Origin of the sequence: Psychrobium sp. 1_MG-2023 (genome assembly GCF_030689115.1) — a bacterium.
GTDB lineage: Bacteria > Pseudomonadota > Gammaproteobacteria > Enterobacterales > Psychrobiaceae > Psychrobium.
This window is the reverse complement of record NZ_JAUYVJ010000023.1, coordinates 1-24496: the sequence shown is the minus strand read 5'-3', so window position 1 is coordinate 24496 and position 24496 is coordinate 1. Positions and strand designations below refer to the sequence as shown.

The following is a 24496-nucleotide window of genomic DNA, read 5'->3' as shown; positions in this document are numbered from 1 at the left end:
GCCTTCCAAAAACTCCCATTTAACCATTAATATTTTAAAGCCAATGTTACAAATCATGTCAGACTTGCAGTCGATAGCAGGTTTATTAAAGCCTAGCATCACTATAAAACCACCCAATGATCACCAACTTACAACGACTAACAAGTCACAATAGGTACATTTAAATTCACCTAAGCATTCATAAAATTTTACATTTAGCACTCATTATTACTGAGAGAAAAACACAGTAACAACCACTTATTAAGTACTGTTAAAAAATGAACATATTGTGGCCAGGATTTGGCTAACTTAATCATCAAATGTATTTGGAGAAATATATGAAAATCTTAAATATTGCATTGGCTTCAGCTATTATCGCTACATCTTACAACGCAGCAGCAACTACCTACCAATTTATCCCTGGGAATGATGCACCAGGAACAAAGTTATGCGTTGAAGCCGTAAGTGGTGATCTGAGAGGTTACAGAGAAAAGATCAAGGAGTATCATTTAAAAGACAAAACTGTAGCCAATAAGTTAGAATGTAATGGTGAGAATATAGCCAATTTTGCTGCGCGATATGATGCAATGAATACTGCTGTTTATATTAATAAATACCGCAAGAATAGAGTATCGATTACGGATTTAGCTGCATTAAATGCTAAGAAAAAAGATTTAAAAGATACTGTAATTATTACCATCAATTAACCCTACCGACAGCACTAAAGATGAGTTAGCCGCCTGCTATGTAACTAGCGACTAACTCACTGCAGTATCTTTAGAAGCTCCAGCGCAAACCAACTTTAGCACTGACGCCAGGCAATGGTGCTTGCTCCTTTAAGAATGAACTATGCACATTGGCTTTTTCATCAAAAATATTACTAAGCTTTAAGTAATACTTTAATTGACCTGTCACCAACGCCTGATGCTTATAAATACTTAGATCTACTAGTGTATATGCATCTGTAGGCTCTTCTAAATGAGCAACATCAGACTGTTTCGCATAATAGCTGGCTAACAAGTTAAAGTGCCAATCTTGATGTTCATAATTCATCTGCGTTGCAAAGCGCATCGGTGGAATACGTGGTAAATACTCCCCTGACTCTTCTAACTCCGCAGCAGTGTAATCGATAAAACTGGTCAGGGTTAAATGATCATTATGGAAGTAACTTAACTGTAATTCACCACCCTTTAACACTACATTATCCTGCTGATATTCATATATCGGCAAACCATGATCATTATGTAATGGTGAAAGTGCCTGATATGCAAAATTATCAACCTCACTATAAAATAGTGACGCAGCTATAACGACTTTATCACCGTCATAACGCCAGCCTAAGTCAATCGTCGTAGCGTCTTCAGTCTCAAGCTTATTATAATCAGAGCTTGGTATTAGCAAAGCATCATCATGCTCTGACGCCATATTAAAATATACGCCAACATCAAAAGAAGCTGTACCTAAGTGCTCCCCAAACGAAAATAATTCATTTGCACTAAGTGCCCGCTGGCTATGACTTAGATTTGTTAATAATTGGTGCTGTTTATTCACCTGCCAGCTCATACCTGCTGAGAAACTTGCTGGTGTGAATTGTACATTATCTACTGCACCAGCTAACTCTAGATCAGGGGTGATATCAACCTGCTCAATTCGTGCACCAACATGTAGTTCAACCTGATCAATTTGACGTTTTTGAGTTAAGAACAATGCCCAAGATTCCGTTATTGTGCTTGGCGAATTAGCTTCTTCTCCCACAGGATTCGTTTCATTGTTTAAGTAATGAATACCTGCAATACCTTCCCATTCTGGAAGCCATTGATGCGTTAACTGTAATTTAGCTTCACTATTTAAGGTGTCGATTTGTGTTGCCACATGCCCGTGTTCAATTTCTTGTAATTGATAATCCGTATAGGCTGCTTTTAACGAGAGTTCACTGACATTTGTAAATGGATTAAACCATTGGCTTGAAAACTGCACTCGATATTGCTCAGTTTTCGCGATAGGCAAGGCTTCGTCATGTTCATGCTCGTGCTCATCATGCTCGTGCTCATCATGCTCATGCTCATCATGCTCATCATGCTCATCATGCTCATGACCAATTAAGCCATACTCTGATTTAATGAAACCGACCGAAATACCTGTCACTTGCTTATCAGTAATGTAACTAGTACCAAAGGTAAGGCCAGAGCTTTTAGCTTGGCTATTTTCTATATGGTCTAACTTGGTATTTTTATCTTCATCATGGCCGTGGTCATCATGCCCGTGCTCTTCGTGGTCATCATGCTCGTGTTCTTCGTGGTCATCATGCTCATGCTCTTCGTGAAGGTAAAATGATGGGGTTTGCATTTCTTGAGCATCACGAACGAAGCCGTCGACATACAAACCAATATCACCTTGAGCAGTAAGCACTTTAAAAGCTGCATTCTTTTCTTTATTCGCAGAATTAAAGCTAGCACTTAATTCAGTGCTTGTTTCATCTACAAGTGCTTGCGGAATACGTTGGTCGACAACATTAACAACACCACCAATGGCACCACTACCATGAAGTAGTGTTGCAGGCCCTCTTAATACTTCAATCTCTTGCGCAGTACTAGACTCACTACTGACTTGATGATCAGGCGCACTACGTGACGCATCTCCCCCATCTAAACCGTTTTGCATGACCTTAATACGAGGGCCATCTAGGCCTCGGATAACAGGACTAGAAGACGATGGACCAAAATAACTTGAATGTACACCAGGAATGGTTTTTAGTGTTTCACCCAAGCTGCTTGCTTGCATAATATCAAGTTGCTCGCGCTCCACTAATGTTGAGGAAATCAAAGAGTCTAAGTCACTACGCAAAAGATGCGCTTTGGATTTCACTTCAATGGTTTCAATTTGCTCTGCAGACTTTTTTTTGTCTGAAGTGTTCGCCTCAGCAGCAACACCCGCAGAAACAAAATAACCACCAGCCAACATACCGGTTAATACTAAACTCTTTTTAAACATCTCATACACCAAACGTTATAACATTACAACCCGACGATGCTATAACATAACAATATAAAGTCAACTGTTTATTATAACTTCGATTCAAAAAAACTATACAAAGGTCTAACCCTCGTATCACTACTAGTATAGCTAAGGCCATGGTGCTTTCAGCTTTCACAAGGTAGTATTTAACTATTAAAAGAATAAAAGGAATAACGTCGGTGACAAACAAAAAGAATAAAATAGATAATGAAAAGAACGTCAATGTAACTATTTCTGCACATTACGATGTCATTGTTATCGGCACAGGCCCTGGTGGTGAAGGAGCTGCAATGGGCCTTTCAAAACAAGGGAAAACCGTTGCCGTTATAGAACGAGCTCATGATGTTGGAGGGGGCTGTACTCACTGGGGAACGATCCCGTCAAAAGCATTACGTCATTCTGTATCGCGTATTGTTGAATTTAAAAAAGGCGGATTCGATATTGGAAATGGTCTCGGTGAGAAGATGACATTTCAAAGTATCCTCAAGCACACTGAGCGTGTCATTAAAGATCAAGTAAAGCTAAGACAAGGGTTCTATTACCGTAATCAGTGTCCAATTTATAACGGCGAAGCCAGTTTTGTCACCAATAAAATTATTGAAGTAAATCATAATAACGAAAAAGAGTATATTAGCGCCGATCAAATTGTCATAGCTACAGGTTCACGCCCTTATCGCCCTGCAGACGTTCAATTTAATAGCTCACGAATTTACGACAGTGATACTATTTTATCTTTAGACCACCAACCTAAAAGCATTATCATTTATGGTGCAGGTGTTATTGGGTCAGAGTACGCTTCAATTTTTCGTGGCCTTGGTGTCCGAGTCGATTTAGTCAACACTCGTGACCGCTTATTGTCATTTCTCGATGCTGAAGTCACTGATTCGTTATCGTACCACTTCTGGAATAGTGGTGTGGTGATCCGACATAGTGAATCCTACGAAAAAATCGAAGAGACGGCAGATGGTGTCATCGTACACCTTGAGTCTGGTAAGAAAATGAGGGCAGACTGTTTATTATTTGCCAACGGTCGAACGGGTAATACAGATAAACTAAAGCTGAATAACATTGGGCTTGAAGCGGACTCTCGCGGGCAAGTAAAAGTGAACTCCCACTACCAAACGAGTGTTGACAATATCTACGCAGTCGGCGATGTCATAGGCTACCCTTCTCTTGCGAGTGCAGCCTATGATCAAGGACGAATTGCAGCAAAAGCCATGGCCAGTGGTAATTGTGAAGAACAGCTAACTCGTGATATTCCAACCGGTATTTATACTATCCCAGAGATTAGCTCAGTTGGTAAAACCGAACAGGAACTAACGGAGCAGAAAGTCCCTTACGAAGTTGGACGAGCCCAATTTAAACACCTCGCACGCGCACAAATTGGTGGTATTAATGTAGGCTTCCTGAAACTATTATTTCACCGAGAAACAAAACAAATTCTTGGTATCCATTGCTTCGGCGAACGCTCTTCTGAAATCGTTCACATCGGGCAAGCAATCATGGAACAGAAAGGTGAAGGTAATAACATCGAGTATTTCGTCAATACGACATTTAACTATCCAACCATGGCAGAAGCCTATCGAGTAGCGGCACTTAATGGCCTAAACCGTCTATTCTAATTTACGAGAGGATACAAAAAAGGCAATCAATGATTGCCTTTTTTTATGAGTATCGTTTATTTAGCTCGCTTTACTCGCACACTTAATACAATGTTGAGTATACGGTAATACTTTTAAGCGCTCGATATTGATTGTTTCACCGCAGTCTTCACAAAACTCGTATTCACCCTCTTTCATGCGATGTAGCGCGAGGTTCACTAGTTTTAATTCGCGGCGCATTTCATTACCAAGCGCATCGATAACTTCATCATTTTCGCGTTCTTGAGCCTGCTCAGACCAATCGGAGTTAGCCTCAGTAGTTATATGGTTAACAATCCGTTCTAATTTATCGGATAGCTCTTGCTGCATTTGAATTAACTGCTGACGAATATTTTGTAATTGCTCCATACCTACCTCACTAAATTAGTACACGAGTCATTTCTGATGCTAAGACTCCGAACTGATTAATTTCAATAAGCCAATCATAAACGCGCTTTAAGGATACAAACTTGATCTACATTACAAATTTATTTATCTTCCGCAATTATTATTTTAGACCAAGGGAAGCTCTGATGACCAGTTACAACAAAATTGGGATTTGCTAAAGTATCTCTTAAATTATAGGTCAAACGATTCAAAGACAGATCAGTAATATCACCACCCGCTTCAGTTAAGATACAATGAGCAGCCCCGGTATCCCACTCACCAGTAGGACCCACTCGCATATAAATATCCGCACCGCCTTCAGCAACTAACCCCGCCTTAAGCGTTGCACTCCCCATTGGAACCAATCGATATTCATAGTCGGCAGAAACCCTTGAAAGTACGGTCTCTTTACTCTGACGCAAACTGACCGCAATAGAAATACCCTCATTTGCGTTATCATTGACTTTAATGGGAATAAGTTCATTACCTTCCCGCTTAAATGCGCCTTTACCCAATGAAGCCAAGTAACAACGATCATGTATTGGTGCGTATATCACACCAATAACAGGAATATTATTTTCAATCAGCGCAATAACAGTGGTGAAATCGCCACTGCCTGCCACAAATTCTTGAGTACCATCAAGCGGGTCGATTAACCAATAGCGTGACCATTGTTGACGATTAGCAATCGCCTCAGGTTTTGACTCTTCGGACACAATAGGAATTGTAGGGGCAAGCTTTAAAAGCTCAGCACAAATAATGTCATTGGCAGCATAATCGGCACTAGTTACTGGTGACTCGTCCCCTTTGGTATAAGATTCATACTGACCAGCATCATAACAGCGCTTGATCTCGGCCCCAGCTTGGCGGGCAATCTTTTCCACTGCTAGTGTTAATTCACATAAATCCATAAGAGCCCCCTAATTAAATGGCTAATCTTGTTTGCGCCATCAGTAATGCGGCAACACATCGAGCATCATTAAAGTCTTGTTGTACCATTAAGTTGTCTATACCCGCGAGCGGCCATTGAACAACCTCTAGTGGCTCAGGCTCATCCCCTTCAAGCCTTTGCTCATACAGCTCTTCAGCAATAAAGATATGCATTGTGGAGCCAAAATAAGTAGGGGCCATTGCCAATGACTTAAGTTTAGTAAACTTAGAGGCTCCATAACCTATTTCTTCTTGTAGCTCACGGTTTGCTGCCTGCTCAGGCGTTTCTCCGGGGTCAATTAACCCCTTAACAAAGCCCAATTCATAAGTATGGGTACCACAAGCATACTCTCGAATTAATAACATCGTCTTTTCATCGAGTAAAGGAACAACCATCACGGCACCATGCCCACCACTGCGCATGCGCTCATACTGGCGTTCAACGCCATTAGAAAACTTGAGTTCTACCTGTTCAATCGTAAATAAACGGCTTTGTGCACTTACACTAAGCGATAAAATTTCAGGTAATTGATTGGGTTTATCCATGATCGCTCCACATCGTCGATGTTCCTATAGTGCCATCGTGTAGTTAATTAGATATTGTCCATTAGGGTTAGGCTGCCCCATAAATTTTAATAAATTAACAAAATCTTTCGGGGCATTTGCGGGCGGCTTAATGAAACCTGTCGTAGTCAATCGTTGACTTTTATCCAGAGTAGCATCAAGTTTAATTCCTAAGCTATTTGTATTCGGCACTAACTTAGCCACTAAGTTTCCTTGGTCACAACCAAGTTTAGCCTGTGCGCGTGTGACATCAACCTGGCCAAAACCACTCGATACTACCAACTCATTAACGTTCAATTGACCATTCAATTCTTGACACCAAAGGCCAGTATAATGATAAGCAGACACGTCTAGATTTGCTCTCCCAGACGCACTAAGCCCCATAGGTAATGCGACAACTCGAGTTAACTGTTCAATAGGCGCTTGTAATGTCAGACCGTCAATCAGAATTTCATTGTGCTTTACAGTCAGCTGACCAGCCCCTTGAATCTCACTTTGACGGCTACCTAACTTAATATCAAGCTGAGCTGAAGCCGATACAAGCGACAATGGGGCTAATTTCCAATGTATCGGTGCAACTGTTAACCCTTGATAACTCAGTGAACTCACTTGCCCCTGCCAAATCGAGCCAGATACGGCACCCAATTTTATTTGTGGAGGCAGTTTCACCCATGGCAATACGGCTGTTGCAGGCATAATCGAGATTAAAAATACGAAATAAACAACGGCGGAAGCAATAATATAACCAACTATTTTCTTCATTGTTATTTACTCACTACCAAGCGTGTTTTAACAAAACCAGGTAAGCCATCGCTACGAAAATCAACCACATCAACCGTTAGTCCATACTCTAGCTGTAATGTCTCTATCCACTGCAATAGTACGCTAAATTCAGCTTTATCAATCATCACTTGAAGTTTGTTGTTCTGCGGCTGTAACCTGTTGACAACCAAGCTATATTGGCGCGATGAATTATTAATCACTCGCTGTAAAGGTAAATTGCTACTTTGAACATTAACACCACCAGCAGCACGTAAGCTGATAATACGATCTGCGTTGGTTTTAACCCATTCTAATAATTGGCTCTCACGCTTTACCGCTTGTTCAGCTTTAACTAAACGTTGCTGTAATGGTTGATATACAAGAAAGAAAATACCCGCGATGAAGATAACTAGCCCCATGAGTGAAACAAGTCTCTGCTCACGTTGATCTAAACCGTTAAACCATTGCTTCATGATGCTACCTTCATCGTCAATGCAGCGGTGACTTTGCTGCCCGTATTATTCATTGCGCCAGATGTGACAGAGTATTCTCCTACCAACACACGTTTAAACTCTTCTAATTGCTGATAGCTATCACCTTCAGCTTGTAACCTCAGCTCTTTTCTACGTGCGTCAAATTTTATTGACGCAGGTTTTATCGTCGGTACTTGCTTGAAAGCCTTATTCAAAGTAACTAGCATATTACTCAATTGCATATCGCCACTACCGCCTGAGAGTTGACCAAGTTGCTTTCTCATTTGACTTTTTAACTTGATAACCCGCTTAACCCCTGGGTTTAACTGTCGATAAATCTCTTCAGATTGTTGTTTAAGTTGAACACTTTGCTGTTCCAATTTTTGCGCACGAAAAAACTGTTCGACAAAAATAAGTAGTAACGCAATTACACCCACTACAGCCACGTGGCGCCATAGCTGAAAGGTGATAGGCTGCTCTTTTTCTTGCGCATACTCATCCACTAAAAAATTAACCGGGTTTGCTTGTATACCACAGGCTAATAACTGCATAGGCATCTGTAATGTTTGAGCTTGCCAATCCACCTTGTCGCTCTCTATTACTTGATCTACTCCATAGTTAGCCACTTGTAATCTTTGCTCAGCCTCCAGAGGTGCAGTAATACGCTGTATGTAGACGTCGCTCCACTGCAAATCAATAGTGCAACCTTGGGTAGCAGTTTGCCTGAATAACAGGTCTTGACCTAACTGCAATGCACTAAGACCAGCGTTATCATTATAAGGTAAAGCCAGATAATCAACACTCATGCTATTAACCACCAGCCCAGCCTGAGCTAACCAATCAACCCATTGCACCATTTGCTGCTTAGCACAGACATACACGCCCTGCTTATCCCCTTCTGCAGGAGGATAAACAAAGTGCAATAACTCAACATCGGTTGCTAAATCATCTTCCAACATATATGGAATAGCTTTGAGTGCTTGGCGTCGATTACTTTTTGGTAACTCAACTTCAAAGTAATTAACTTCACCACCAGACACTAGCACTTGCACAGTACGCCCCTTGGCCTGCTCAGTTAAGTTATCTAGCTCAGCTGCATCATTAAGTTGCCCCGATGCAATAATTTCCTGATCTTTATCAGAGAACACCACCCAGTTAACTGGCTGTTGTTGCTGGCCACCTAAGCGTATAACTAATCGTTCGCTCACTCTATATTCTCCAACATCATCTTAATCATTTTGCCCAAACTGGCGTTGCGTCACTGCCAATTCGCCTTTTGCATTACGAGTAAAGGTACTAGCTAACGTAAAATTGTGCTCATCAACAGTAAAGGTCAATACGGATTGAAAATTATTGCTGATGATCTGTAATTGCTCTTTTATATCAGCGTTAACGTCAGTGATAGCACTAATTTGAGGAGTCCCCCAAAAATCAGCCACATCATCATAACCCTCATCATCACGATTGCCGATTAAGGCCTGAGCATCATTTAAGGTTAATTTACCCTCAAACAAACCAACGAGAAGATGCGCTTGGTCTGCTGATATAGTATTCACATTAATCGCTAATTCTTGTTCAGGAAGTACACAAACATACGGCCGAATCAATCGATAGATTGCCGCTGTTACACCTTCTATCGCTCTGAGTTCAGATACATCGACCATACTGTTATTTGCGGTCAAATACGGCAATTGCTTACTGCTATAACTATCGTCTTCAGCACCAAGGCCACCGGTGATTTGCTTGTCACTGTCCACCCAGTCTTTAACGCGATTTTGCACCATTTCTGCTTGATAGCTATCTAAGCCGATCGCCAATAATAAGTGTTCAAATTGCCGTTGGGCTAATGACTCTTTAACGGGGCCACTTGAGGGGGCCGCTTGTACCAAGGCGTTTAAATTAAAGCAGCTATGTAAATCCTGAACAGCACCTGATAGTGAGCCTGCACCTAGAGGTACAACCATACCTTCACGTGCCCATAATTGCTTTAAATGAACCTTGGTTTTATCGTCTTTGTAGTCTTGCTCAAGGACTTTATAAATCAGTTGTTCACCTGCTAATGCTGACCACATTGCTTGCTGATAAGCCTGCTGATTGATACTGCGACTTAGTAATAAGTGTAATCGACCAGTCATATTCGCCGCAATAATAACAACCAATGCAACCACCAACATCACCGTTATTAAAGCAACACCTCGCTGCGGCTGTAAACGTTTAAACATCATGACCACCGGTGACTAAAAACTGCCACTGTACTTGGCCAAACCTTTCAGTGGTGAATATGACTTTGACTCCTTGCGGTAATGCTTGCTTATCCCATTTTTTGAGCCACTTATTGTTGTCATAGTATTGAAATTTCAACCCTTCAACATCATCAAGGATCACACTCACCTGTGGTTCCTCACCTAACGCAGGGTCAGGGTATAAATAATACAGGCGCTCTAACTTATTTTCACGAAGTCGGTAGCCCATTGCCTGCACATTCCCCCGAGGAAATAACTGAGCAGGGTTACGCCATCCTAAACGAGAAAAGACGATACCATCATCTTCACTATCGATGACACGTTCACCAGCCACAAGAAATGTTTTATTTGGCTCTTCCCCCCCAACCCGATTACCACGAGCAACCATTTGCATGAAATCACGCTGCATAATTTGATAAGCACGTTGCATAGTAGTAATACGTTGAGATGCCTTTATTGAAGCTTCATTACTGCGTAATACCGATGATAGGACCTGTGATGATGCTAAACCAATCATACTAAAGATGGCGATTGCGATTAAAATCTCTATTAAAGTGAAGCCTTTTCTGCGTGAAGTACCCATCATTTCTTCACCACAAAAGTAGTTAAATCAGCCAAAGCATTGGTCGACTCTTCTTCAGCAAATAAGCGTATATTCACCGAGCGAAATTGTGGATCATCAGTTTTTTCAACTTGCTGTAGCCAAAACCATTTTTTCCCTGAAAGTTCGACTTCACCTCGCTTTACACCTAAGCTAGGAAACGTAGTGTCTAATTGTACATCCACTAAATGATTATTAGCTAGCCACTGTGCCATCGTCTTTTGTTCAAGATAGGATAATGAACGTATATGTTCACTTGCCACATTAACGACTGAAAGTGCTGCAAGTGCGAAGATAGCCAGTGCAGCCATCACCTCAATAAGCGTCATTCCACGTTGGTTACGGCTTTTCATTACCATCTCCTACCGTGATCAGCCCTAATGAGTCTGCGGTTAATGATACGCGATAATCTTGCTGCTCTTGACTTAAAAAACGTGCATTATCATCGCTGATGCGTAAGGTAGCCTTAAAGGGAGTTAACTCTCCTGAAGATAACACCAATACCTGAGGTATATGTTGCTTTTCCTTTTCATCAAGCTCTCTATCCACCTCACGATCTTGAAACAGTTCACTCGATGAAAAGTCTTGTTGCTCTGGCAGCCACATAAAGCCTTCGACTTCCAATGCGACTATACCATTTTGAAGTTGTTGCTCAGCGAGTGTTTTATCATCAATAGCTTGCCAACGCTGCTCAACCAACTCAACGAAATGGTACTTATGACCATTAAAAACAATACCAAAATCACGTGAAGTAAGTGTTGCACGATCAAGCGCATATTGCGTTAAAGCGGCTAGTTTATGCGTATCACGCTTGAGCTTTTTTTGTGGACCACTGCTGTCCACCGCAAACATTACCGCCGTCGCTGCCAGGCCCATTAACAGAGCAACAAGCATGACTTCTATCAGCGTAAAACCAGATTGCTTTAACGACCTGGTTCTAGCAGGTATGGCGATGTTAAACACAAGCACAATAAGTCTATTCTTGTTCTGCTAAATCATGCATGTTCCAGTTGCCAATATCATCATCAGTCCCTTCTTCGCCATCTAGGCCTGCAGAAAAGATATCATACTGACCATTTTCACCCGGACTCAATAACAAATAAGGATTACCCCAAGGATCATTCGGTAAACGCTTAATGTACCCAGCTTGTGGGTAATTACGTGGCACAGGATCCATTTCAGGCTTGCTAACCAACGCTTCTAAGCCTTGATCAGTCGTAGGGAAACGGTTGTTATCTAACTTAAACATATCCATCGCCCCTTCTAGGGTCGTGATATCTGAAATCACTTTTTGTTGTTGTGCTTTATCTTTGTTGCCTAAAACACTTGGCATGACCATCGCCGCTAAAATACCTAAAATTACGATAACAACCATAATTTCAATAAGTGTAAAACCTGCTTGGTTACGTCGTTTCTGCTGCATATTTTCCTCTAGCATCAATCAATAAATTAAATAAAAATCTGTTATTCCGCTTTAGCCAACTAACGTATTCAGGGCTAAAATAGGTTGTAAAATCGCAATCACAATAAAAAACACAATAACTGCCATGGAGACAACGATGGCAGGGGTGAACACACCTAAGGTCATATTAGCAATCGCTTCAAACTCTCGATCTTGATTATCTGCAGCGCGTCCAAGCATTTGCTCTAACTCACCACTTTTCTCTCCTGATGCCACCATGTGTAACATCATGGGTGGAAACAATTTAGTTTGCTGTAATGCGGCACGTAAACTTGAACCTTCTCGCACATAATTAGCCGCGACCATCACTTGCTCTTCCATATGGCGATTCGCAAGTACTCGGGCTGAAATTTTCATACTTTCCAATAAGGGCACGCTCGATGAGGTTAAGATACTTAAAGTTCTCGCAAACCGTGCCGTATTTACTCCGCGAACCACTTTACCAATCAGCGCTATATTTAAGAGCTTATGATGGACTTTTAGTTCAAAATCCGGTCTCTTTAGTGATTGCTTAAAAACGACTACTGCCGTTATCAGCAAGCCAATAAAAATCAATCCATAATCACGCACGCCATCACTCAAAATAATCAACAATTGAGTGGCCCACGGTAACTCTTGCCCCATGTGAGCAAACTGCTCAATCACCTGTGGCACTACAAAAGCTAATAACAAGGCGATAACGCCGATAGCAACCACAGTCAACATCGTTGGATATATCATTGCTTGCATTAATTTACTGCGCATTGCCTGACGCTGTTCGGTGTAATCCGCTAGGCGATTGAGTACAACATCTAAATGCCCAGACTTCTCACCAGCAGCCACCATGGCAGTATAGAGTTTCTCAAATATCTGCGGGAACTCAGCCATTGAGTCAGCCAGACTATAGCCTTCGACTACACGACTTCGTACCGCCATTACTACAGATGTAATCTTAGGCTGATCACATTGCTCGGCAACGGCTTTTAAGCTTTCTTCGATTGGTAAAGCAGACTGAATTAACGTCGCAAGTTGGCGCGTAATTAATGCTAAATCCGCGGTGCTGATTTTATGCCTTGACTGCGCCTTGCCTTGCTTATTACTGGCACTGGCTACTTGTTTTACATCAATTGGCATTAACTGCTTTTCACGCAGCTGGGCACGTACTTGGCGCGATGAATCCGCGTCAATAACCCCTTTTGTTTCCTTACCGCGTTTATCTAACGCTTTATACTCAAATGCTGCCACAAGTCACCTACTCTTCGCGTGTTACACGTAGCACTTCTTCTAATGAAGTAATACCGGCAAGCACTTTAGAGACACCGTCACTGCGAATGCCTGGGCTATGTGTACGGGCATAACGCTCAACATCAAACTCACTAGCCCCTGAATGAATCATTTCACGGACCGTATCATCCACTTCTAATAATTCATGAATACCTGTACGGCCACGATAGCCTGTATAATTACAGTGCTCACATCCTGTCGCACGATAAATGGTAGTATTAGGATCGGTTTGCCCTAAAATGGCTAACTCGCTGGCATCGGCTACATGCTCTTCACGACATTCTTCACACAATGTTCGCACTAAGCGCTGTGCTAGCACCCCCAGTAAACTCGAAGAAAGGAGGAATGTCTCAACCCCCATATCTTGCAAACGAGTGACGGCACCTACTGCCGTGTTGGTATGGAGAGTTGACATCACCAAGTGACCGGTCAAACTTGCTTGAACAGATATTTGTGCCGTTTCTAAATCTCGAATCTCACCCACCATCACTACATCAGGATCCTGACGTAAAATAGCTCGTAGCCCTCGAGCAAAAGTCATATCGACTTTACTATTAACCTGTGTCTGGCCAATACCATCAATGTTATATTCAATCGGATCTTCAACGGTTAGGATATTCCGATCGTTCGTATTTAAGTCAGTCAGGCCAGCATATAAGGTGGTACTCTTACCTGAGCCTGTTGGTCCGGTTACTAAGATAATGCCATGGGGGCGATGAATCAGGCGATCAAATCGAATACGAATACTGTCTGTCATGCCTAAATCAACTAAGTTTAACTTAGCCTGATTTTTATCAAGTAAACGTAATACAACACGTTCGCCATGACTCGACGGCATGGTTGATACACGTACATCAACAGCTCTACCAGCAATGCGTAACGAAATACGACCATCTTGAGGCACACGTTTTTCGGCAATATCTAGCTTAGCCATGACTTTAATACGTGACACCAATAATGAAGCAAGCTTGCGGTTTGGCTTTAACACCTCGCGTAAAATACCATCGACACGAAAGCGAATATTAAGCTGCTTTTCAAAGGTTTCAATGTGAACATCACTGGCCCCTTCTTTGATAGCTTCGCTAAGTGTTGCGTTGATTAATTTGATAATCGGTGCGTCATCTTCAGACTCTAATAGGTCTTGAGTTTCAGTTAGCTCATCAGCCAAAGTAAATAAGTCAACATCATTACCTAAGTCTTCCACCAGCTGCTGGGTTTCTGAAGTATCGTGCTGATAAGCAATGGTGAGTTCGCGCTCAAACTCATCCTTATCAACTAGACGTAATTCAGCATGCTGCGCAGCAAAACGACGTGCCTCAAGTAACGCACTCATCGTTGTATCTTGATGATAAAACAACACCGCTGGTTGTTGCTCTTCAATTAACAACACCCCATGGCGTTTAGCAAAGGCGAAGTTTAATCGCCCAGCTAATGTGATAGCCTCAGGTGCCTCACCTTCCATTAGTGGAGCTACCTCATCAACGTCACCTAGATTACTCATCGCGACCATCTTCCACAGTGTCCGTTTTACCTTCATGCTCTTTCAAGAAATCTTGTAGCGTTTTAGGTAACTCAACCGGCTTATCTAATTGATTAAGCATAGGCTGATCAGTAAATGGCATTAACGAAATTCCGTCATCTTGTTGTTCTAACTGGACCGCACGGATCATATTGTACTTACGAGAGCTCAAGCTACTCATCGTCGCGGCATCACGAATAATCGTTGGTTTAATGAAAATCATCAGATTACGTTTTTGCGTTGAGCTCGACGTCGAACGGAACAAATGACCTAATATAGGGATATCGCCTAGTAGAGGTACTTTAGACTCGGTTTCCTGAACACTTTCATCAATCAGGCCACCGATAACCACGATTTCACCATCATCAACCATTACATTCGTTGCCACAGAACGTTTAGAGAAAATAACATCGACCGCTGTGCCAGCCGTACCGCCTTTCACCCCTGATACTTCTTGTTCGATAGTTAGCTGAACCGAGGTACCTTCATTGATTTGTGGTGTAACTTTTAACTTAATACCGACTTCACGACGCTCAATGGTTTGGAACGGGTCTGAAGTACCGCCACCAGCGCTTATTGAAGAACCAGTAATGATCGGCACATCTTCACCCACAATAAACTCCGCTTCTTGATTATCAAGGGTGGTTAGATTAGGTGTTGCTAGGATATTTGACGTTGATGATGCACTCACCGCTTCAATAATTGCGCCCCAATCACCTTTTACTAATCCCGCTAATGCACCGTTAACCCCGGTTAATACTTGGAAAAGTTGGGTAAAGTCAGGTTCTGTTGTTTGGTCTTCATTTTTAGTCGTTGCACCTTCAGCCGATATAATCGTCGAACCTTTTGTCGTAACCGTTCTAGCTGATAGAGCACCACCAACAATGTTACTAATCGGGGTACTGTTATTAAACTGGATCATGCCGCCATCTTCACTGGCCCATTGCACGCCTAAGTCGATGCCGTCACCTTCACTCACTTCTACAATAATTGCTTCAACATTAATTTGAGCACGGCGAAAATCTAACTGGCGAATCACACTATCTAAACTACGCATCACATCCGGTTGTGCGGTAATGACGAGTGAGTTTGTATCTTCGTGGGCTTGAATATTAACATCACGTTTGTTGCTTTGGGCCTTAGCTTTTTGAGCACCAGAGCCATCTTTAATCGAGTCAGCTACGCCGGTTAAAACTTGAGCGACTTCTTTTGCTTGTGCATATTTCAAATGCACAACCTTAGTATTTCCTGAACTCTCTTGTTCGTTATCAAGACGCTTAACTAAATTGACCGCACGCTCGCGAGCACGCTTTTCGCCACTCACAACAACACTATTGGTCCGTTCATCAGCAACCAGCTTAGGTGTTAGCTGATTTGAGCTTTTACCTTTACCGCCAGCAGAGTTTGTAATGATTTGCTCAATAATACGAACCAGCTCTGGCGCAGAAGCATACTTTAATTGCACGATTGCTACTTCTTGATCACCTTGCTTATCAACGCGGCGGATCATTTCAACAATACGATTCACTTTAGCAGCTCGGCCAGTCAGCATAATAACGTTCGATGGGTCATGGGACACAATGTTACCACCACCACTATTATCATTTAATTGACGTAGAATTGGGGTTAACTCTCGCACTGGCACATTATAAACAGGGACAATTCGAGTAACCATCGCATCACCAACGCCTTTATCATCAGCTCCTGTTACAGGAATAGCGGATGATTTGGCATCTTTATCTTTAATGACTTTAAGAATATTGTTATCCATCTCAACAACGGCATAACCATAAACCTCTAAGACACTTAGAAAGAATTGATAATATTGTTCTTCATTGAACGTTTCATAGCTGCGGACATTAATTTTTCCACGCACATTCGGTTCAATGATAATTGTTTTGTTAAGGGAACGACCAATGGTATTGATAAACTCATTGATATCAGTCCCTTTAAAGCTCGCAGAATACTGACTTGCCATCACAGGTGGCATAATAAGACTACTTGCCATTAATAATAAAGCAGCACATTTCCCTGTAGGGATAAAGCGTCTAGTTGCAGACATTTATAAAATTCCTTCGCGTCTTATTCTATTGTGGTAATGCAAATTGGATATCCGTCAACTGCCCTTCGCGCTCAACGGTGATCATTAATTCGTTCATATTCTTAAGTTCAGCCATCACTTGCATGGCCTGAGACATATCGGTTAAATCATACGAGTTTATCGCCGTCGCTAAATCATTTGGTTTAAGTCCTGATTGATTAAACAAAGCAGGGTTTCTTCCAGCATTTAAGCGATAACCTTTTATTTTTCCATCTCGTTTAACTGGCGTAATTGAAATGTAGTCTGTAATTTTTCCCGGATTCTTTAATATCTCACGGCGCGTTTTAGCTAACTCAGCATTTAAGTTGCTACTCTTATGATCCGTCATTCGTGAAGGCGAAACGCTTTTCGTCGTATAATCAAAACCATCGAGCATTAATGTTTCAAAGCGACCATTATTTTTAAGGATGACACGATCCGGGTGTATTTCAGAGACTGTGGCCCGAGTAGATTTAATCTTTTGGTTAATAATATACGTTTCTTGCGATCCTTGATGTTCAATAATCGCCATCGAACGCTCTTCTAGGTTATGAGCAACGACACCTGTTAAGGTGACTTTAAGACGTGTTTTTGGGGCTTCTGTAGCCACTTTTTTTATAGGTGCAGCCTTTGGGGCCTCATTCGCTTTACCAAACCAGGTAAAACTTGAATAGTCGTTGCCTATATTACTTTGAGTATTAACCTCTTGGGCTGTAGGCTTCCAAGCTATAGTTTGCTGTTCAGGCGTTAAGAGCAGCCATGTTAACTCAGCAATAAGATAGAGAACAAAGACTAAGACCATAGCAAATATCACGTTAGCAATTCGGTGCATCGGCAGAGCTAAAGCAGTCATTATTTTATTCATAGTTTCCATCTATCATCGCAACAGCTATTTATCAGAGTTCATTAACGAGTTATTGTTTTTGCGAACTATTATCAACAGCCGACTACTATACTATTCTATGGCCTCGGTCACAACCATAGATAACACAAGACAAATCACGCTAAACACATAGAAAAAAGCTTCAATTTATGCTACTTTTTGCAGCAGTTTTTCATCGAGTACTGTTATCATGAAATCATCATCTCAAGACACCAAGCCTATCGCTGTCCGTTTAGATAAATGGCTGTGGGCTGCTCGATTTTACAAAACACGTTCCATTGCACGCGACATGATCCAATCAGGAAAAGTTTCGTATAATGAACAACGAGGAAAACCGAGCAAGCCTGTTGAGATCGGCGCTATGATAAAGCTTCGTCAAGGCAATGAAGAAAAGCAAGTTGAAATCCTTAAGCTCAGTGATCAACGACGTGGTGCTCCAGAAGCTCAGCTGTTATATCAAGAAACACAACCGAGCATCGAGAAACGTGAAAAAAATGCTGAATTACGCCGATTACACGCTCTAGATAACCCTAGACCCGATAAACGCCCAGATAAAAAGCAGCGAAGAAAAATAATCCAGTTTAAGAATCAATAATTTAGTAAATGTTGGAATGCAAGTGAAAGATCAATTAAACCGTTACCTATTTGATAATGTTCATGTCCGAGGTGAACTCGTTCAAGCGTCAAATACCTATCAAGAAATCATTGAAAACCATGATTACCCTGCGCAAGTAAACCAAATCATTGGTGAATTATTAGCTGCAACATCAATGCTAACAGCGCTTTTAAAGTTTGAAGGGGATATTGCGGTGCAATTACAGGGCGAAGGGCCTGTACCTTTGATCGTTGTAAATGGCAATGACCAACAGCAGCTACGTGGCGTTGCACGTATCACCGGTGATGTTATGACGACCAATTTAACCGAACTATTTCACAAAGGATATATGGTTATCACGATCACGCCAAAACAAGGCGAACGTTATCAAGGTATTGTAGCTTTAGATAAAGACTCTTTAGCTGAGTGTTTAGAAACTTACTTTAAGCAATCAGAACAATTGAAAACCCATTTTTGGTTACGCGCGACAGCAGATAACGCTGCTGGGATGATGATTCAAGCATTACCAGAAGAGTCAGAAGAAAGTGACGTAGAATATGATCACTTACGTCAAATCACTGCCACGATCAAAGATGAAGAGTTATTTTCTCTTGAAGCCAATGATATTCTGACCCGGCTTTACCATCAGGAAGAGGTTAGAGTATTCGATCCACAACCCCTTTCTTTTAGTTGCACCTGTTCACAGGAGCGCAGTGCTGGGGCAATTATCTCGGTAGGACAAGAAGAAGCAGAGTCGATTATTGCAGAGCAAGGCAGCATTACCATGCATTGTGACTACTGTAATAAAGAGTATATTTTTGACCAAAGCGATGTTAAAGCTTTATTTGATGATTCAGATCAAAATAAAACGCTCCACTAGACTTCATTAATAAATTTAATCAAGTTAATCTAAAGGTCTATTATTCTTAATAGACCTTTTTTTATACCCAATCCTCGCACGAGTTATTTAACCGCCATAAAAATGTAATACTTTCACCTCGACTTACATAATTTTTTATTCTAAATTATCTATTTACTTTTGTTTAAAAAACAATCCATTAGAACAACAATTGTATGATACTAAGGTAGTTAGACTAATATATATGAATAACGTGGTTTAAATCACACTACAAGATCCTGTACAATCGCGTTAGCTATTGAGCTAGATTACACAACCTTGATGTAATTTTAATTTATTACTTACCACTCTCTAGGAGCAGCAAAAATGACCGTCGCCACAGCTGGTAACAATACTATTGATTTAACAAAATATGGTATTAACGACGTCCAAGAAGTTATTTATAACCCTTCGTATGATTTATTGTTTGAAGAAGAAACAAAATCAACGCTTGAAGGCTATGATAAAGGTGTAATTACCGAATCGGGTGCGGTTTCTGTTGATACAGGGATTTTTACCGGTCGCTCACCGAAAGATAAGTATATCGTTCGTGATGACACGACACGCGATACAGTATGGTGGTCAGATCAAGGTAAGAATGACAACAAACCAATGAGCACTGAGACTTGGACAGAACTTAAAGGTTTAGTTTCAACTCAATTATCGGGAAAACGTTTATTCGTAGTAGATACATATTGTGGCGCTAACGATGATACTCGTCTAAAGGTTCGCTTCATCACTGAAGTAGCTTGGCAGGCACATTTCGTTAAAAATATGTTTATCCGCCCTTCAGATGAAGAGTTACAATCATTTGAACCTGATTTCGTTGTAATGAATGGTGCTAAGACAACAAACCCTAACTGGGAAAAACAAGGTCTTAACTCTGAGAATTTCGTTGCTTTCAATTTAACTGAACGCATGCAGTTAATTGGTGGCACATGGTACGGCGGCGAAATGAAAAAAGGTATGTTCTCAATGATGAACTACCTATTACCATTACGTGGTATCGCTTCAATGCACTGTAGTGCAAATGTTGGTGAAGATGGTGATACAGCTGTATTCTTCGGTTTATCTGGTACAGGTAAAACGACTTTATCAACTGACCCTAAACGTCAACTAATTGGTGATGACGAGCACGGTTGGGATGATAATGGCGTATTTAACTTTGAAGGTGGTTGTTATGCTAAAACTATCAACCTAAGCAAAGAAAACGAACCTGATATCTACCATGCGATCCGCCGTGATGCTTTACTAGAAAATGTAACCGTTGCAGCTGACGGTAAGATTGATTATGACGATAACTCTAAAACAGAGAACACTCGCGTATCTTACCCAATCTATCACATTGATAATATCGTTAAGCCAGTGTCAAAAGCGGGTCATGCTAAGAAAGTGATTTTCTTAACTGCTGATGCTTTCGGAGTATTACCGCCAGTATCTAAATTAACACCGGAGCAAACACGTTATTACTTCCTATCTGGTTTCACTGCGAAATTAGCAGGTACAGAGCGTGGCATTACAGAACCAACACCAACATTCTCTTCATGTTTTGGTGCGGCGTTCTTAACTCTACATCCAACGCAATACGCAGAAGTGTTAACTAAGCGTATGGAAGCGGCTGGTGCAGAAGCTTACCTAGTCAATACAGGTTGGAACGGTACTGGTAAACGTATCTCAATTAAAGCAACTCGTGCAATCATCGATGCAATTCTAGATGGTTCAATCGATAAAGCTGAGAGCCAAAACCTACCATTCTTCAACTTAGAAGTACCAACTAGCGTTGATGGTGTTGAAGGTGATATCTTAGACCCACGTGATACTTACAGTGATACCACTGAATGGGAAACTAAAGCTCAAGATCTTGCTGCTCGTTTTGTCAATAACTTCGAAAAGTTCACTGACACTGACGAAGGTAAAGCATTAGTTGACGCAGGTCCTAAACTATAGAACCTTAGCGCTCACTTTATAAGCCGCCTATTAGGCGGCTTTTTTGTTTGTGTAACAGAAGTGATATAATCAAAATAATTTGAATTGCAGGTAAATAATATATATGAGCGACTTAATCGAAAAGCCAACCAAACCCGCCGATGATGACTGTTGCGGTGGCGGTGCTTGCTCACCGTGTGTATGGGATCACTTCTATGAACAGCTCTCCATTTATCGTAAACAACAGCGACAATTAGCTGCCCAGCAAGAACAATCGGATAAAGAACACTAAGCTCTTTATCCTTTAGTCTAGAAACGTACAAATCCCAACCACCAAAACTAAATGATAATGATTAACAGTATCAATTATGTTAATCTTTAGTGCTCGAAGATACTTGAAAGTTTATCTACTTAACGGGCCGCATTTTGAAAAACCTATTTTCCACAATATCTCCTCAACACTGGCAGATCCTTTCCCGAATAGCCATTGCATTATTTGGTGGATACCTGATCACGACACTATCAACAATAGCGATTGGACTATTACTTGGTTTATTCACTGATACAAGCTATGCGATTCATATCGGTTTACTCTTAAGTTTTACTATTTATGCAGCTTATGCGATGTATTGCTTTAGTTCGCAATCAGTAAGAGGCCTACTTTTCTCAAGTATTATGAGCTCTATTGCCTTAGTTATCCTCATTGCTATTCTCGAACAGGTTATCAGCTAATGAAAAATACATTTAGGCAATCAATGAAATGGCTTCACACTGGCGTAGGACTAATTGTTGGTTGGGTCCTGTTTTTTATGTTTATCACTGGAACAGTGGGTTACGTTTATGAAGAAGTTAATCGATGGATGCAACCCGAGCGTCCGTTGATTACTCCTCATATCCCTAAAACAAAACTGATCGATACTGGACAAAAATATCTAGAAATTCACGCAGCTGATTCAAAGTCATGGGATATATTTTTACCCAGCGCGCGGGATGGTAACTTACAAGTTGGCTGGCGCGCGTCTGCAAAAGAAGGCGAACGCAGGGGGAAATATATTAAGAAAGTTATTGATCCCCAAACGGGTGAAGCAGTGAACACTAGAGATACGATAGGAGGACGCGTTCTATATCGAATGCATTATCGTCTTCATTATATGAGCACAGACATAAGCTATTGGATTGTTGGTGTCTGCTCGTTAATTTTACTCATTGCCGTTGTAACAGGCGTAGTGATTTACAAAAAGATTTTCGTTGATTTCTTTACTTTTCGAGCTAAAAAGGGGCTCACTGGTTGGCTAGATATACATAATGTCTTTAGTGTTGCAGCACTACCCTATCATTTCATGATTACTTACAGTGGCTTAATTTTCTTTCTATTTACTTATATGGCTCCAAGTGTCGATTACCAAACTAATGAAGAGCAATATAAACAATTACGTGCACAAATATTTCCAAAAGTTCAAAGCGTAGAGCCAGCTAATCTTCATGCCCCATTACAGCCTTTATCTAAAATGTATGTACAAGCTCAACAAGTATGGGGGGAAGATTCACTTGACCGAATTGAAGTATCATTACCTCAAGATAAAAATTCCCGGGTTAAATTTGTCCGTTGGGAAACTGATATTACCTATAATCCTTATGATTACGTCTCCTTTGATGGGTCCAGCAGTAAACTAATTGAACAACCAATTAAGCAATATACTGTACCAGCGATGATTCATAATGGGCTGTTTTCACTGCATGAGGGGCAATTTGCAGGTCCGCTGTTACGTTTATTTTATGTGATTTCTGGTTTACTCGGTGCCGCAATGATAGCCTCAGGCTTAATCCTCTGGACTAGTAAGCGCAAACCAAAAGAAATGAAAAAAGAAGGTGGTCCTAGTTTTGGATTCAAGTTAGTTGACCAATTAAATGTCGGTACAATTATTGGTTTCCCGATAGCACTCGCCTGTTTATTCATCTCTAACAGGCTCCTGCCATTAGATATAGTAAATCGCGGCCAATGGGAAGTTCACATCATGTTTATTGTTTGGGCGATAATGTTAATTCAACCTATGTTTAGACCGACCTCCAGAGCATGGTTTGATCAATCCTTGATCGCTGCAATAGCATTTAGTTGCATTCCATTAGTTAACCTATTGACGACCGATCGCCACCTAGGTGAAACCTTATTTATTGGTGATTGGAATTACGCCGCTTTTGACTTATCTATGTTAATTATTGGCCTATGTTTTACTGCAGCAGCAGTCAGGCTAAAGCCAACAGATCCTTTAGAGTCAGCAATATATCGACGAGAAAAAATAACAGCTACACTAGCCACAAAACGAATGGGGAGAACCTAATGATATCTCTACTATGCTTTTGTATTGTTGCCATGAGTAACTTTTCCCTGGTGTTAACTAAGCACAGAAAGGAAACGATCCCCCAAAATATAACACTACCAAATACGGCCTATTTGAAAGCTTCAGCTTGGTTGATAACAATGCTAAGTTTAGTCGTTTCAGTTATCCAGTTTGGATGGTCGATAGGCCCAAGTGCCTTTTTTGGTTGCTTAACCATAGCTGTATTAGTCGTTGTATTAACCTTAACTTATCAGGCTAGATATTTACTTCATATAACATTAATTAGTGCGATTGTAGGCGTTATCGAACTATTGTTGTAAAAAGACGATATACACTGCACACTTTAACAATCAACCATGTATTCTTCGGTCTTCGTTATTAACTCACTGACGAATTAACTAACAGGAACACACAAAGTAGTTTGCTAAGTACCAGATAAAACAGTGTTGCTATCGATGACACACATTATTTTGCAAACACTTATCAATTAAGTAAAATGAATCACGAAACGCACTCATCTATCAGGCGCTCCACAATTTCTAGGATGTCAAAACCCAACTTCAGTTATTCACTCGCTTAAAGTGGAGCGGCATTGCGTTAGCTGTCCAACATCAGGTTATCTACCTAGGAGCACAGTCTCCCTCATTACACCCACATTAATCACAGCCACTGTAGTGACCAAAGCCCCACAACGAAAAAGCTCTCGCAACATAATACGTTATTTCAGCTATATAGGTATTAGCAATGTCCTGCTCTCTTGAGCAGTAGTCCGTCAAACAACGGTCACTGCAACGAGCGATGATCGTTGCCTCGGCGCTACATCGTTTCACTACACAGTGATGAGGCTTATCATCACGCGAAAATAACTAAACATCAGAAAACAAAAAAGCCGCTACATTTCTGCAGCGGCTTTCTCTAAATAGGTGTCTAGCAATGT

Annotated in this window: 25 protein-coding genes; 9 read left to right on the top strand and 16 right to left on the bottom strand. The window is 41.1% G+C overall.

The features are described 5' to 3' along the window. Nucleotides 1-317 precede the first annotated feature (317 nt). On the top strand, nucleotides 318-686 hold the full coding sequence (locus tag Q8W26_RS12395; protein ID WP_305473546.1) for a DUF3718 domain-containing protein: 369 nt from the start codon (nucleotides 318-320) through the stop codon (nucleotides 684-686). 70 nt (nucleotides 687-756) lie between these two features. Here the strand turns inward: Q8W26_RS12395 and Q8W26_RS12390 are convergent, their stop codons facing one another. Beyond that, nucleotides 757-2970 carry a TonB-dependent receptor gene (locus tag Q8W26_RS12390; protein ID WP_101213221.1) on the bottom strand — a complete coding sequence of 738 codons (2214 nt, stop codon included), beginning with the start codon at nucleotides 2968-2970 and terminating at the stop codon, nucleotides 757-759. 203 nt (nucleotides 2971-3173) lie between these two features. Between Q8W26_RS12390 and sthA the strand changes: the two genes are divergently transcribed. After that, entirely contained in the window at nucleotides 3174-4616 is a 1443-nt protein-coding gene (gene sthA / locus Q8W26_RS12385; RefSeq protein ID WP_370694282.1) for a Si-specific NAD(P)(+) transhydrogenase, read from the top strand. 60 nt (nucleotides 4617-4676) lie between these two features. On the opposite strand, the gene Q8W26_RS12380 is transcribed toward sthA, so the two are convergent. From Q8W26_RS12380 to gspC, 15 genes are all read right to left on the bottom strand, one after another. Next, nucleotides 4677-5003, bottom strand: coding sequence for a TraR/DksA family transcriptional regulator (locus Q8W26_RS12380; protein ID WP_101213222.1), 327 nt, complete (start codon nucleotides 5001-5003; stop codon nucleotides 4677-4679). 119 nt (nucleotides 5004-5122) lie between these two features. After that, complete coding sequence (cysQ, locus tag Q8W26_RS12375) at nucleotides 5123-5932, bottom strand: 3'(2'),5'-bisphosphate nucleotidase CysQ (RefSeq protein ID WP_101213223.1); 810 nt, start codon at nucleotides 5930-5932, stop codon at nucleotides 5123-5125. Nucleotides 5933-5945: 13 nt separating this feature from the next. Continuing rightward, a complete protein-coding gene (gene nudE / locus Q8W26_RS12370) occupies nucleotides 5946-6497 on the bottom strand; it encodes an ADP compounds hydrolase NudE (RefSeq protein WP_101213224.1) in 552 nt (183 codons plus the stop codon). A 24-nt stretch (nucleotides 6498-6521) separates the two neighbouring features. Then, on the bottom strand, nucleotides 6522-7277 hold the full coding sequence (locus Q8W26_RS12365; protein WP_101213225.1) for a type II secretion system protein N: 756 nt from the start codon (nucleotides 7275-7277) through the stop codon (nucleotides 6522-6524). A 2-nt stretch (nucleotides 7278-7279) separates the two neighbouring features. Next, entirely contained in the window at nucleotides 7280-7750 is a 471-nt protein-coding gene (gene gspM, locus Q8W26_RS12360; protein ID WP_101213226.1) for a type II secretion system protein GspM, read from the bottom strand. Then, on the bottom strand, nucleotides 7747-8958 hold the full coding sequence (gspL, locus tag Q8W26_RS12355) for a type II secretion system protein GspL (protein WP_101213227.1): 1212 nt from the start codon (nucleotides 8956-8958) through the stop codon (nucleotides 7747-7749). The genes gspM and gspL overlap by 4 nt, the downstream gene beginning before the upstream one ends. 21 nt (nucleotides 8959-8979) lie before the next feature. Next, the gene (gene gspK / locus Q8W26_RS12350) at nucleotides 8980-9975 is read right to left on the bottom strand and encodes a type II secretion system minor pseudopilin GspK (protein WP_101213228.1); all 996 of its coding nucleotides are present in this window, start codon (nucleotides 9973-9975) and stop codon (nucleotides 8980-8982) included. Next, a complete protein-coding gene (gene gspJ, locus Q8W26_RS12345) occupies nucleotides 9965-10579 on the bottom strand; it encodes a type II secretion system minor pseudopilin GspJ (protein WP_101213229.1) in 615 nt (204 codons plus the stop codon). The genes gspK and gspJ overlap by 11 nt, the downstream gene beginning before the upstream one ends. Beyond that, the gene (gene gspI / locus Q8W26_RS12340) at nucleotides 10576-10947 is read right to left on the bottom strand and encodes a type II secretion system minor pseudopilin GspI (protein ID WP_305473540.1); all 372 of its coding nucleotides are present in this window, start codon (nucleotides 10945-10947) and stop codon (nucleotides 10576-10578) included. The genes gspJ and gspI overlap by 4 nt, the downstream gene beginning before the upstream one ends. Next, nucleotides 10934-11557, bottom strand: a complete 624-nt coding sequence (gspH, locus tag Q8W26_RS12335; RefSeq protein ID WP_305473574.1) for a type II secretion system minor pseudopilin GspH — start codon at nucleotides 11555-11557, stop codon at nucleotides 10934-10936. The genes gspI and gspH overlap by 14 nt, the downstream gene beginning before the upstream one ends. Before the next feature lie 13 nt (nucleotides 11558-11570). Further along, nucleotides 11571-12017: a type II secretion system major pseudopilin GspG gene (gene gspG / locus Q8W26_RS12330; protein ID WP_101213232.1), complete on the bottom strand. Its 447-nt coding sequence runs from the start codon at nucleotides 12015-12017 to the stop codon at nucleotides 11571-11573. 51 nt (nucleotides 12018-12068) lie between these two features. Next, the gene (gene gspF / locus Q8W26_RS12325) at nucleotides 12069-13280 is read right to left on the bottom strand and encodes a type II secretion system inner membrane protein GspF (RefSeq protein ID WP_101213233.1); all 1212 of its coding nucleotides are present in this window, start codon (nucleotides 13278-13280) and stop codon (nucleotides 12069-12071) included. Between the two features lie 7 nt (nucleotides 13281-13287). Continuing rightward, nucleotides 13288-14781: a type II secretion system ATPase GspE gene (gspE, locus tag Q8W26_RS12320; protein WP_305473573.1), complete on the bottom strand. Its 1494-nt coding sequence runs from the start codon at nucleotides 14779-14781 to the stop codon at nucleotides 13288-13290. A gap of 31 nt (nucleotides 14782-14812) precedes the next feature. Further along, the gene (gene gspD / locus Q8W26_RS12315) at nucleotides 14813-16900 is read right to left on the bottom strand and encodes a type II secretion system secretin GspD (protein ID WP_101213235.1); all 2088 of its coding nucleotides are present in this window, start codon (nucleotides 16898-16900) and stop codon (nucleotides 14813-14815) included. 25 nt (nucleotides 16901-16925) lie between these two features. Next, on the bottom strand, nucleotides 16926-17783 hold the full coding sequence (gspC, locus tag Q8W26_RS12310) for a type II secretion system protein GspC (protein WP_305473537.1): 858 nt from the start codon (nucleotides 17781-17783) through the stop codon (nucleotides 16926-16928). A 208-nt stretch (nucleotides 17784-17991) separates the two neighbouring features. Between gspC and hslR the strand changes: the two genes are divergently transcribed. The 7 genes from hslR to Q8W26_RS17935 all read left to right on the top strand — a co-directional run bounded on the left by hslR (nucleotide 17992) and on the right by Q8W26_RS17935 (nucleotide 23879). After that, complete coding sequence (gene hslR / locus Q8W26_RS12305) at nucleotides 17992-18396, top strand: ribosome-associated heat shock protein Hsp15 (protein ID WP_101213237.1); 405 nt, start codon at nucleotides 17992-17994, stop codon at nucleotides 18394-18396. A 22-nt stretch (nucleotides 18397-18418) separates the two neighbouring features. Further along, on the top strand, nucleotides 18419-19276 hold the full coding sequence (gene hslO, locus Q8W26_RS12300; RefSeq protein ID WP_305473535.1) for an Hsp33 family molecular chaperone HslO: 858 nt from the start codon (nucleotides 18419-18421) through the stop codon (nucleotides 19274-19276). A gap of 345 nt (nucleotides 19277-19621) precedes the next feature. Then, complete coding sequence (pckA, locus tag Q8W26_RS12295) at nucleotides 19622-21241, top strand: phosphoenolpyruvate carboxykinase (ATP) (protein WP_101213239.1); 1620 nt, start codon at nucleotides 19622-19624, stop codon at nucleotides 21239-21241. Between the two features lie 103 nt (nucleotides 21242-21344). Then, nucleotides 21345-21512 carry an oxidoreductase-like domain-containing protein gene (locus tag Q8W26_RS12290; RefSeq protein ID WP_101213240.1) on the top strand — a complete coding sequence of 56 codons (168 nt, stop codon included), beginning with the start codon at nucleotides 21345-21347 and terminating at the stop codon, nucleotides 21510-21512. A 134-nt stretch (nucleotides 21513-21646) separates the two neighbouring features. After that, nucleotides 21647-21952, top strand: coding sequence for a hypothetical protein (locus tag Q8W26_RS12285; protein ID WP_101213241.1), 306 nt, complete (start codon nucleotides 21647-21649; stop codon nucleotides 21950-21952). Further along, a complete protein-coding gene (locus Q8W26_RS12280) occupies nucleotides 21952-23559 on the top strand; it encodes a PepSY domain-containing protein (RefSeq protein WP_101213242.1) in 1608 nt (535 codons plus the stop codon). Before Q8W26_RS12285 ends, Q8W26_RS12280 begins: the two co-directional genes overlap by 1 nt. Next, the gene (locus tag Q8W26_RS17935) at nucleotides 23445-23879 is read left to right on the top strand and encodes a DUF3325 domain-containing protein (RefSeq protein ID WP_101213243.1); all 435 of its coding nucleotides are present in this window, start codon (nucleotides 23445-23447) and stop codon (nucleotides 23877-23879) included. The genes Q8W26_RS12280 and Q8W26_RS17935 overlap by 115 nt, the downstream gene beginning before the upstream one ends. The last annotated feature ends 617 nt before the right edge of the window (nucleotides 23880-24496 follow it).

Coding starts and splice junctions, on each gene's coding strand:
- gspI (WP_305473540.1), bottom strand. CDS start 10,947: ATGAAAAGCCGTAACCAACGTGGAATGACGCTTATTGAGGTGATGGCT.
- gspJ (WP_101213229.1), bottom strand. CDS start 10,579: ATGATGGGTACTTCACGCAGAAAAGGCTTCACTTTAATAGAGATTTTA.
- Q8W26_RS12395 (WP_305473546.1), top strand. CDS start 318: ATGAAAATCTTAAATATTGCATTGGCTTCAGCTATTATCGCTACATCT.
- Q8W26_RS12365 (WP_101213225.1), bottom strand. CDS start 7,277: ATGAAGAAAATAGTTGGTTATATTATTGCTTCCGCCGTTGTTTATTTC.
- gspK (WP_101213228.1), bottom strand. CDS start 9,975: ATGATGTTTAAACGTTTACAGCCGCAGCGAGGTGTTGCTTTAATAACG.
- Q8W26_RS12280 (WP_101213242.1), top strand. CDS start 21,952: ATGAAAAATACATTTAGGCAATCAATGAAATGGCTTCACACTGGCGTA.
- gspG (WP_101213232.1), bottom strand. CDS start 12,017: ATGCAGCAGAAACGACGTAACCAAGCAGGTTTTACACTTATTGAAATT.
- gspD (WP_101213235.1), bottom strand. CDS start 16,900: ATGTCTGCAACTAGACGCTTTATCCCTACAGGGAAATGTGCTGCTTTA.
- Q8W26_RS12390 (WP_101213221.1), bottom strand. CDS start 2,970: ATGTTTAAAAAGAGTTTAGTATTAACCGGTATGTTGGCTGGTGGTTAT.
- gspM (WP_101213226.1), bottom strand. CDS start 7,750: ATGAAGCAATGGTTTAACGGTTTAGATCAACGTGAGCAGAGACTTGTT.
- pckA (WP_101213239.1), top strand. CDS start 19,622: ATGACCGTCGCCACAGCTGGTAACAATACTATTGATTTAACAAAATAT.
- nudE (WP_101213224.1), bottom strand. CDS start 6,497: ATGGATAAACCCAATCAATTACCTGAAATTTTATCGCTTAGTGTAAGT.
- hslR (WP_101213237.1), top strand. CDS start 17,992: ATGAAATCATCATCTCAAGACACCAAGCCTATCGCTGTCCGTTTAGAT.
- gspC (WP_305473537.1), bottom strand. CDS start 17,783: ATGAATAAAATAATGACTGCTTTAGCTCTGCCGATGCACCGAATTGCT.
- Q8W26_RS17935 (WP_101213243.1), top strand. CDS start 23,445: ATGTTTTACTGCAGCAGCAGTCAGGCTAAAGCCAACAGATCCTTTAGA.
- cysQ (WP_101213223.1), bottom strand. CDS start 5,932: ATGGATTTATGTGAATTAACACTAGCAGTGGAAAAGATTGCCCGCCAA.
- gspE (WP_305473573.1), bottom strand. CDS start 14,781: ATGGAAGGTGAGGCACCTGAGGCTATCACATTAGCTGGGCGATTAAAC.
- Q8W26_RS12290 (WP_101213240.1), top strand. CDS start 21,345: ATGAGCGACTTAATCGAAAAGCCAACCAAACCCGCCGATGATGACTGT.
- Q8W26_RS12380 (WP_101213222.1), bottom strand. CDS start 5,003: ATGGAGCAATTACAAAATATTCGTCAGCAGTTAATTCAAATGCAGCAA.